Source organism: Derxia lacustris (genome assembly GCF_002105195.1).
GTDB classification, from domain to species: Bacteria; Pseudomonadota; Gammaproteobacteria; order Burkholderiales; family Burkholderiaceae_E; genus Derxia; species Derxia lacustris.
Map to the genome: position 1 here is coordinate 68,465 of NZ_MUHU01000020.1, position 9,843 is coordinate 78,307.

Here is a 9,843-nt window from a genome sequence, read left to right on the forward strand (position 1 = left end):
CGCGCCGCTCAGTTCGTGCGCATCGTTTCCATGTAGGCGACGAGCTTGGCGCCGGTCTGGCGCAGCCGCTGCGACAGCATGCGGTTGAGCTTGAGCAGGATGCGCGAGGCGAGCGGCGCATCGTCGTTGATGAGGCGCTCGAAATGCTGGCCATGCAGCACCGCGAAGGTGGCGTCCTCGAGCAGCTGGCACGAGGCGAAGCGCGGCTCGCCGTCGAGCATCGACATCTCGCCCAGCGTCTCGCCGGGCCGCACGATGGCGATGCGCTTGGCCATGCCCCAGCGGTCGCGCTTCACCACCTCGACCGAACCGCCGATCACCAGCAGCATGAAATCGCCCGGCTCGCCTTCGGTGATGACGCAGGTGCCGGCCGGCGCCGACCACAGATCCATGTAGAGCGCGAGCCGGCGCACCTCGTCGACGGTGCGGTCCTCGAGCATCGGCGAGCGCGACACGAGGGCGTGAATCTGCGGCGCATAGGGCGCCGCCGAGCCTTCGTAGCGGCAACCGATGTGGCGCAGGCGATCCTGGTAGCTGGTCAGCGAAGTCAAGGCGCGTTCCCGTTCGGTAGTCCATCTGCGGTCGTCCGGCGGACGACCGCGAGGCCAGTGTAGGAGCGCGGCTCAGTCCACTTCAAGCTGATCGCGAGCGGCCACTGACGCGGCCAGCCCGTCGAGCAGCGCCACCGAGTCGTCCCAGCCGATGCAGGCGTCGGTGATCGACTGGCCGTAGCACAGCTCCTTGCCGGCCACGAGGTCCTGCCGGCCGGCCACGATGTGGCTTTCGACCATCACGCCGAACACGCGATCCTCGCCGGCGGCGATCTGACCGCCTACGTCCTTGGCCACGAGCATCTGGTTCTCGTGCTTCTTGCTGGAGTTGGCATGCGAGAAGTCGATCATCACGCGTGACGGCAGGCCGGCCTTTTCCAGCTCCTTGGCGGCGGCATCGACGCTCGCGGCGTCGAAGTTGGTGCTCTTGCCGCCACGCAAGATCACATGGCAATCGCCGTTGCCGGCCGTTGCCACGATGGCCGAATGCCCGCCCTTGGTCACCGACAGAAAGTGGTGCGGATGCGCCGCCGCCTTGATCGCATCGACCGCGATCTTGATGTTGCCGTCGGTGCCGTTCTTGAAGCCGACCGGGCAGCTCAGGCCCGAGGCCAGCTCGCGGTGCACCTGGCTTTCGGTCGTGCGCGCGCCGATCGCACCCCACGAGATCAGGTCGGCGATGTACTGTGGCGAAATCATGTCGAGGAATTCGCTGCCGGCCGGCAGGCCCAGCTCGGCAATCTCAAGCAGCAGCTGGCGCGCGCGGCGCAGGCCGTCGTTGATCTTGAAGCTGTTGTCCATGTGCGGATCGTTGATGAGCCCCTTCCAGCCCACCGTCGTGCGCGGCTTCTCGAAGTACACGCGCATGACGATTTCCAGCGTGTCCTGATAGCGCTCGCGCAGCGGCGCGAGGCGGCGCGCGTAATCGAGCGCGGCGACCGGATCGTGGATCGAGCACGGACCGATGATGACCAGCAGCCGGCGATCCGTGCCTTCGAGGATGTTGTGGATGGCGCGGCGCGCGCCGTAGACCGTGGCCGCCGCCTTTTCCGAGCACGGGAATTCGCGGATCAGGTGGGCCGGCGGGGTCAGTTCGAGAATTTCCTTGATGCGGACGTCATCGGTGCTGTGGGTCATGGCAGTTCCTTGGGGGCGGAGCGGAGGCCGAGGCAGCGGGCCGACGGCAAAAAAAAACCGCCGGGCTTTGGCCGGCGGTTTTTGGAGAGTCGCGTGAGTCGCGTCAGTTCCTTCCCTTCGCCGGCGGCGTTGGAAACCAGAAAAAGAAGGAAAAGTAGTAGGCGACGTTGTTCATGGCGATCTCAGGCGGGCGATGAAAACACCATCGCCCAGGTGAAACAAGCCGCGATTTTTCTCATCGCGAAAAAGCCGGGCGCACCGCTCGTCATCCCTGACGGCGCGCAAGCGTGCGATGAGCAGCCAGCCTGCGCGAACAGCGCGCACATCACGGTTCAGGCCGTGCCGCCGACGGTCAGCCCGTCGATGCGCAGCGTCGGCTGACCGACGCCGACCGGCACGCTCTGGCCGTCCTTGCCGCAGACGCCCACGCCGCTGTCGAGCGCCATGTCGTTGCCGATCATGCTCACGCGGGTGAGTGCGTCGGGGCCGTTGCCGATGAGGGTCGCACCCTTCACCGGGTACTGGATCTTGCCGTTCTCGACCCAGTAGGCCTCGCTGGCCGAGAACACGAACTTGCCGTTGGTGATGTCGACCTGACCGCCGCCGAAGTTCACCGCGTACAGGCCGCGGTCGATGCTCTCGACAATTTCGCGCGGATCGCGGTCGCCGCCGAGCATGTAGGTGTTGGTCATGCGCGGCATCGGCAGGTGCGCGAACGATTCGCGGCGCGCGTTGCCGGTGACGCCCATCTTCATCAGGCGGGCGTTCATCGTGTCCTGGATGTAGCCCTTGAGCACGCCATCCTCGATGAGGGTGGTGCACTGCGTGGGATTGCCCTCGTCGTCGATGTTGAGCGAGCCGCGCCGGTTGGCGATGGTGCCGTCGTCGACCACGGTCACGCCCTTGGCGGCCACGCGCTCGCCGATGCGGCCCGAAAAGGCGCTCGATCCCTTGCGGTTGAAGTCGCCCTCAAGCCCGTGGCCGACCGCCTCGTGCAGCAGCACGCCGGGCCAGCCCGGGCCGAGCACCACGGTCATGTTGCCGGCCGGCGCGGGCTGCGCGTCGAGGTTCACCAGCGCCTGGGCGACCGCGATGCTCGCGTACTGCTCAATGCGCTCGGGCGTGAAATAGCTGAAGTCGTAACGGCCGCCGCCGCCGCTGCTGCCGGTCTCGCGGCGGCCGTTCTGCTCGGCCACCACGGTGATCGACATGCGCACCAGCGGGCGCACGTCGGCGGCGATGAGCGGGCCCTGCGCGTCATGGCGCGCGACCAGCACCACGTCGTACTCGCCGGCGAGGCTGGCCATCACCTGCACGATGCGCGGGTCTTTCGCGCGGGCGATCTTCTCGATGCGCTCCAGCAGCGCGACCTTTTCCTCGGACGGCAGCGAGGCGACCGGATCGAACGTGCCGTACAGGTCGCGGCGTTGCAGGCCGCCGAAGCTGCGCCCGGCAATCTTGGTGCGCGCCGACTGGCCGGCGCGCGCGATCGAGCGCGTGGCCTTGGCGGCGCGGTCGAGCGCAGCCAGCGAGATTTCATCGGAGTAGGCAAACGCGGTGCGGTCGCCAACCACCGAGCGCACGCCCACGCCCTGGTCGATGTTGAAGCTGCCGGCCTTGACGATGCCTTCTTCCAGCGACCAGCCCTCGGCGCGCGTGTACTCGAAGTAGAGATCGGCATAGTCGACGCGGTGGTCGAACATCGTGCCGAGCACGGTGATGAGCTTGCCCTCGTCGAGACCGAAGGGGTCGAGCAGGGTCGCGCGGGCGAGGTTCATCGGCCCGAAGGCGCTGTCGTCGAGTTTCATCTGGTCCTCCGCGGGCACCGGGCCCGCCAGTCAAAGATCACATCCGCCGGTGCTTGAGCGCCGGCAGGTTGGTACGCGTGGAGTCGAGCATCTTGAGGTCGATGGCGCCGGCGGCAATGCCTTCGCCTTCGGCATGCACGGCCTGCACATTGCCCCAGGGGTCGATCAGCATCGAATGGCCCCAGGTGCGGCGGCCGTTCTCATGCTTGCCGCCCTGCGCCGCCGCCAGCACATAGCACTGGTTCTCGATGGCGCGGGCGCGCAGCAGCACTTCCCAGTGCGCGCTGCCCGTGGTGTAGGTGAACGCCGCCGGCAGCACGATGAGACGCAGATCGCCGAGCGCGCGGAAAAGTTCGGGAAAGCGCAGGTCGTAGCAGATGGACAGGCCGACGCGGCCGAACGGCGCGTCGAAGCTGGCCGGCACATCGCCCGCGACGATGGTGCGCGATTCGTCGTAGCTCTCCTCGCCCTTGCGGAAGCCGAAGAGATGGATCTTGTCGTAGCGCGCGACCAGCTCACCGGCCGGGCCGTAGACGAGGGTGGTGTTGAGCACGCGGGCCGGGTCGTCGGTGGCGAGCGGCACCGTGCCACCCACCAGCCAGATGCCGTGCCTGGCGGCGGTGTCGCTGAGGAATTGCTGGATCGGGCCGGCCGGTCTGGCGGCGTCGAAGGGCTCGCGGATGCCCACCTTGTCGTCGTCGGCCGCGCCCATCAGGCAGAAGTATTCGGGCAGCGCCACCAGCTTCGCGCCCGACTCGGCGGCCTGGGCCACGAGCCGGCCGGCGGCGGCGAGGTTGTCTTCGACGCGCGTGCCCGACACGGTCTGGCAGGCGGCAACGATGAAGGGCGCGGACTGGGTCATGGGCGGGCGAGGTGGGAAGCCATACAGGGAATGACGGCAGCGCAAGCCCGTGCAAGAGCCGCGCCTAGAATGCTTCGGTCCAATCTAGCACAGGGTCTTGCGCGCTCCGGCGCCCCGGCCCGCCTCGGGATTTTCGTCAGATGCCGCCAGTTGCCGCCCCGGTTTGCGCCCCCGATCTGCCCGTTCTGGCGCCCGCCCGCGCCGCCGATCCGACCGCGCCGCTGGCGCCGCAATTCAGCGATGTGGCGCGCCGGCTGATCGCCGCCGATCCGGCGCGGGCGCGCTGGCTGACCGAGGGCGCCGGCGCGCTATCCGACGACGGCGACGCGCCGGTCTCGCCCTGCGACGGCGCGCTGGTGGTCGCGGCAGGCTTCGCTCCGGCGCCGACCACCTGGGCCGGCGCACCCGCCCCGCTCGCGCGCTTCCGGCTTGAACTTGCCGACCGGCTCGACACACTGCTCGCCGAACCGGCCGGCGCCGCCGCGCCCGACCTCGCCGCGCGCGAAGCCCTGCTGCGCCGCGCCCTGCGCCAGCTGCGCGCCGAAACCCTGCTGCGCGCGATGGAAGGCGACCTCGCCGGCCGCTGGACGCTGGCCGACGTGACCGCCGCCATGTCGGCGCTGGCGGAGCTTGCCATCCAGCGCGCCGCCGACCTCGCCTACGACCGCCTCGCCGCCATCCACGGCACGCCGCGCGCGGCCGACGGCGGCGATGCGCCCGAGCCCTTCATCGTGATCGGCATGGGCAAGCTCGGCGGCGGCGAGCTGAACGTGTCGTCCGACATCGACCTGATCTTCATGTACCGCGAGCGCGGCGAGACCGCGGGCGGCAGCAAGCCGATCGGCAATCACGAGTTCTTCGTGCAGCTCGGCCGCCGCGTGATGGGGATGATTTCCGAGCTGGACGGCGACGGCTATGTGTTCCGCGTCGACATGCGGCTGCGCCCCAACGGCGACGCCGGCCCGCTCGCCACCAGCTACGCGATGCTGGAGGAATACCTGCACGTCCAGGGCCGCGAATGGGAGCGCTACGCCTGGATCAAGGCGCGCATCGTCGCGGCCAGCTGCGGCAGCGCGCCGGCGCCCGACATCGCCGCGCTGGAGTGCGAGCTGGAGCCGCTGCGCCGGCCCTTCGTGTTCCGCAAATACCTCGACTTCGGCGCCATCGGCGCGATGCGCGAGCTGCACCGGCAGATCCGCGCCGAGGGCGCCGCCCGCGCCGCGCGCCGGCCGGCGCTGGCGCTCGACGTCAAGCTCGGGCGCGGCGGCATCCGCGAGATCGAGTTCATCGCCCAGGTGTTCCAGCTGATCCGTGGCGGCCGCGAGCCGCGGCTGCAATGCCGGCCGACCTGCTTCGTGCTCGACCAGCTCGCGCGTCTCGGCCTGATGCCGCGCGCGACCGTCGACGGCCTGATCGCCGCCTACGACTGGCTGCGCGGCGCCGAGCATCGCGTGCAGTACATCGACGATGCGCAGACCCACCATCTGCCGGCCTCGGACGAGGGCCGCGCGCGGGTCGCCGCGATGATGGGCGCGGCCGACGCCGCCGCGCTGCTCGCCGATTTCGACCGGCTGCGCGAGTTCGTCGCCGGCGTGTTCGATGCGGTATTCGCCACCGACCGCGATGGCGAAAACAGCGGCACGACGCGGCCGACTGCCGCCACGGCAAGTGCAGCGCCCGCCGCACCCGGCGCAGACGCCGATGCCGCCCCGCCCGCACTCGCGCGCGACTGGTTCCCGGCGCTCGCCGCCGCGCCGGCCGGCACCGGCCTCGCCGCCGCACCTGCGCGCACCGCCGCAGCCACCGCCAGCGCAACCGCCCCCGCCGACGACAGCGCCACCCTGGCCCGCGACGCCGCCACCGCCGCCCTCGCCGCGCACGGCTACGCCCAGCCCGCCGCCGTCGCCGACCGCCTCGCCGCGCTGGCCCGCTCGCCGCGCCTGCGCGCCCTGCCCGACGCCAGCCGCGAGCGCCTGCTGCCGCTGCTCGACCGCATCCTCGCCATCGCCGCGCGGCATGACGATCCGCCCGCGCTGGTCGCCCGCTTCGCCGATCTGCTCGACGCCATCGCGCGCCGCAGCGCCTACCTCGTGCTGCTGGCCGAATACCCGGCCGCGCTCGACCGCGTCGCCGCCGTGCTCGCCGCCTCGCCCTGGGCCGCCGCCTATCTGCGCGCGCGCCCGCTGCTGCTCGACGAACTGCTCGCCGAGCGCGCCGCGCTGGCCGTCGACTGGCGCGCCGAACGCGAAGCGCTCGACGCCCGCCTCGCCGCCACCGTGCTGCCCGACGGCCAGCCCGACATCGAGCGCCGCATGGACGTGCTGCGCGAGACCCAGCACCTCTGGACCTTCCGCCTGCTGGCCGAAGACCTCGCCGGCCGCCTCACCGTCGAAAAACTCGCCGACGCGCTCAGCGATCTGGCCGACACCATCGTCGGTGCCGCGCTCGACGCCTGCTGGCAGCAGGTGCGCGCCGCGACCTCCATCGCGCTGCCCGACCGGCCCGGCTTTGCGGTGATCGCCTACGGCAAGCTCGGCGGACGCGAGATCGGCTATGCCAGCGACCTCGACCTGATCTTCCTGTTCCGCGAGCCGGACGACGCCGCCTTTGCCGAGCGCGCGCAGGAAATCTACGGCCGCTTCGCCCAGCGCCTGCTCAGCTGGCTCACCACCCACACCGCCGCCGGCCGGCTGTTCGACGTGGACATGCGGCTGCGCCCCAACGGCAATGCCGGCCTGCTCGTCTCCAGCTGGGCCGCGTTCGAGCGCTATCAGGCCGGCCACGGCAGCAGCAACACCGCCTGGGTCTGGGAGCATCAGGCGCTGACCCGCGCGCGCTTCTGTGCCGGCGATGCCGAGCTGGGCCGGCGCTTCGAGGCGCTGCGCCGCAGCATCCTGACCGCCGAGCGCGACCCGGCCGCCACGCTCGCCGAGATCGTCGCGATGCGCCGCCGCATGCATGACGGCCATCCCAACAAGACCGCGCTGTTCGACCTCAAGCACGACCGCGGCGGCATGGTCGACATCGAATTCATCGTGCAGGCGCTGGTGCTGGTGCATTCCCAGCGCTTTCCCGAGCTGGCCGACGACGCCGGCAACATCGCGCTGCTGGCGCGCGCCGCCAGCCACGACCTGCTGCCGGCCGAGCTGGCCGCGCGCGTCGGTGACGCCTACCGCCATTTCCGCGCCGAACAGCACCGGCTGCGCCTCGCGGTGGAGGTAGCCGCCGGCCCGAGCCGCGTGCCGCCCGACAGCCACGCCGCCGAGCGCGACGCCGTGACACGCGCCTGGGACATCGTCTTTGGCGCCGCCGCGCCCGACGCCAGCCTCGGCCCGACGGCGCGCCTGCCCGACTGATCCGCGCGGCGCCACGCCGGCGCCCGTACCGACTCCTCCCAAGCCACACGACCTTGAAGATCACCCTGCTCCAATCCCGCAGCGACGGGCGCATCGACTTCACCCCGCCGGCCGTCGGCAACGGCCGCGCCAACAGCGCGCTCGCCGCCGTCGCCGGCGGATTGCATGCGGTCGCCTTCGAAGCCGAGCCGCTGTGGTGGCTGCAACTCGTGGCGCTGGCGCTGCTGGTCTGGCGCGCCGGCCGGGCGCCGGGGCCGTGGGCCGCCGCGCGGCTCGGGCTGGTGTTCGGCCTCGCGTGGTTTGGCGTGGGCGTGAACTGGGTCTTCATCTCGATGCATCACTACGGCGGCATGAATCCGCTGCTGGCCGGCGCGGCGACCGCCGTGTTCTGCGCTTATCTGGCGCTGTTTCCGGCGCTGGCCACCGGCGCCTGGGCGGCGCTGCTCGGGCGCGGCGCGGCGCGCGGCGGATTTGCGTCGGTGCTGGTGTTCGCGGCGCTCTGGGGCGGCAGCGAATGGCTGCGCGGCACGCTGTTCACCGGTTTTCCGTGGATTGCGAGCGGCCTGGCGCATGTCGACGGCCCGCTCGCCGGCTGGATGCCGCTGCTGGGCCAGACGACGGTGAATGCGCTCGCGGGCTTCGTCGCGGCGGCGCTGGTCGCGCTGCTCGAAGGCGCGGACGGCCGGCTGAGCCTGGGCGCGGCGAGCGGACGCGGCGGCGTGTTCGGCAGCGGCATCGCGGGCGGCGGTGGCGGCTTTGGCGGCTCGGGCGGCGGCTTTGCCGGGCGCGGCGGCTTCGGCGCCGGCGGACCGGGCGCCAGCGCGCGCGGCGCCGCCGGCTTCGAGGGCGGCGGGCTCAACTTCCGCGCCGGCGCCAGCTTCGGCCTGGGCGGCGGCCGCAATGCCGGCGTCGCGCCGCTCGTGGCGCTCGCGCTGCTCGGCGGCGGCTACGCGCTCGGCGGCCATGCCTGGACCACGCCCATTGGCGAGCCGCTGCGGGTGCGCCTGCTGCAAGGCAACGTGCCGCAGGACATGAAGTTCGTGCCCGAGCAGCTCGCCGCCCAGCTCGCCACCTATGCGCGGCTCGCCGGCGTCGATCAGGTGCAGGTCGGCGCGCCGCCGCAGCTCATCGTCATGCCCGAAACCGCCATCCCCGAGCTGATGCCCGAGGTGCCGGCCGAATGGATCCAGGCGCTGCAGGACCACGCCGCGCGCAGCGACGCCACCGTGCTGGCCGGCGTGCCGCTCGCCGAACTCGCCTCGCCCACCGCGCGCCGGCTGAGCTACTTCAACAGCGTGGTCGCGCTCGACGCCGACAGCCGCTGGACGGTGAACCCGGCGCACGGCGGCCAGCGCTACGACAAGCGCCACCTCGTGCCCTTCAGCGAATTCATTCCGTTCGGCTTCCGCTGGTTCGTCGACGCGATGGTCATGCCGCTCGACGACTTCACCTCGGGCGCCGAAGCCCAGCCGCCCATCCAGGTGCGCGACCAGCGCATCGCGCCCAACGTCTGCTACGAAGACCTGTTCGGCGCCGAAATCGCCGCCCGCTTCGACCGCCCCGGCCTGCCCGACGCGACCGTGCTGCTCAACGTCAGCAACCTGGCCTGGTTCGACGACTCGGCCGCGCTGCCGCAGCACCTGCTCGCCTCACGCGCCCGCGCGCTCGAAACCGGCCGGCCGATGCTGCGCGCGACGAATACCGGGATGACGGCGATCGTCGGGCCGGATGGGCGGGTGCAGGCGGTGCTGCCGGCGCTGAAGGAAGGCGTGCTGGATGGGACGGTGCAGGGGATGACGGGGCTGACGCCGTATGCGCGGGGTGGGGATTTGGCGTTGCTTGGGGTGGTGGCGCTGGCGGTGGTGGCGTTGCGGGTTCGGCAGCGGGGTTGAAGCTCGTTTTGCTGGGACGGCGGTCGGCGGGGTTCGGCCCCAGCCGGCGCTGACGCGGATGGCCGCGCCTGAACGGCGCGGCTGCCCTTCGCTCCGTTCGGTAGCCCGTCGGCCCGGTCTGCCAACTCGGCCCGCTACGCGGTCCTCAAACAGGCAGACCTAAACCGCTGCGCGGTTTGCCACCGTCTACCTCCTGCGCTCGGCATCCACGACAGCGCCGGCTGGGGCCGAACCCCG

General features: G+C 71.4%; 7 protein-coding genes. 3 read left to right on the top strand and 4 right to left on the bottom strand.

What is annotated here, in order from left to right:
* Positions 1-8: 8 nt before the first annotated feature.
* Together B9P64_RS15485 and aroG are read right to left on the bottom strand one after the other, a co-directional pair.
* Complete coding sequence (locus B9P64_RS15485) at positions 9-551, bottom strand: cyclic nucleotide-binding domain-containing protein (RefSeq protein ID WP_085316986.1); 543 nt, start codon at positions 549-551, stop codon at positions 9-11.
* Between the two features lie 72 nt (positions 552-623).
* A complete protein-coding gene (gene aroG, locus B9P64_RS15490; protein WP_085316987.1) occupies positions 624-1,688 on the bottom strand; it encodes a 3-deoxy-7-phosphoheptulonate synthase AroG in 1,065 nt (354 codons plus the stop codon).
* 93 nt (positions 1,689-1,781) lie between these two features.
* Here aroG and B9P64_RS24510 point away from each other — a divergent pair, with 93 nt between their 5' ends.
* Positions 1,782-2,069, top strand: a complete 288-nt coding sequence (locus B9P64_RS24510; protein ID WP_139826333.1) for a hypothetical protein — start codon at positions 1,782-1,784, stop codon at positions 2,067-2,069.
* Here the strand turns inward: B9P64_RS24510 and tldD are convergent.
* The gene (gene tldD, locus B9P64_RS15495) at positions 2,021-3,496 is read right to left on the bottom strand and encodes a metalloprotease TldD (protein WP_085316988.1); all 1,476 of its coding nucleotides are present in this window, start codon (positions 3,494-3,496) and stop codon (positions 2,021-2,023) included. The two genes, B9P64_RS24510 and tldD, sit on opposite strands and share 49 nt — an antisense overlap.
* Before the next feature lie 37 nt (positions 3,497-3,533).
* Positions 3,534-4,358, bottom strand: coding sequence for a carbon-nitrogen hydrolase family protein (locus B9P64_RS15500; RefSeq protein WP_085316989.1), 825 nt, complete (start codon positions 4,356-4,358; stop codon positions 3,534-3,536).
* A gap of 140 nt (positions 4,359-4,498) precedes the next feature.
* Here B9P64_RS15500 and glnE point away from each other — a divergent pair, with 140 nt between their 5' ends.
* Together glnE and lnt are read left to right on the top strand one after the other, a co-directional pair.
* Positions 4,499-7,714, top strand: coding sequence for a bifunctional [glutamate--ammonia ligase]-adenylyl-L-tyrosine phosphorylase/[glutamate--ammonia-ligase] adenylyltransferase (gene glnE, locus B9P64_RS15505; RefSeq protein ID WP_085316990.1), 3,216 nt, complete (start codon positions 4,499-4,501; stop codon positions 7,712-7,714).
* 53 nt (positions 7,715-7,767) lie between these two features.
* A complete protein-coding gene (lnt, locus tag B9P64_RS15510; RefSeq protein ID WP_139826334.1) occupies positions 7,768-9,606 on the top strand; it encodes an apolipoprotein N-acyltransferase in 1,839 nt (612 codons plus the stop codon).
* Positions 9,607-9,843 lie beyond the last annotated feature (237 nt).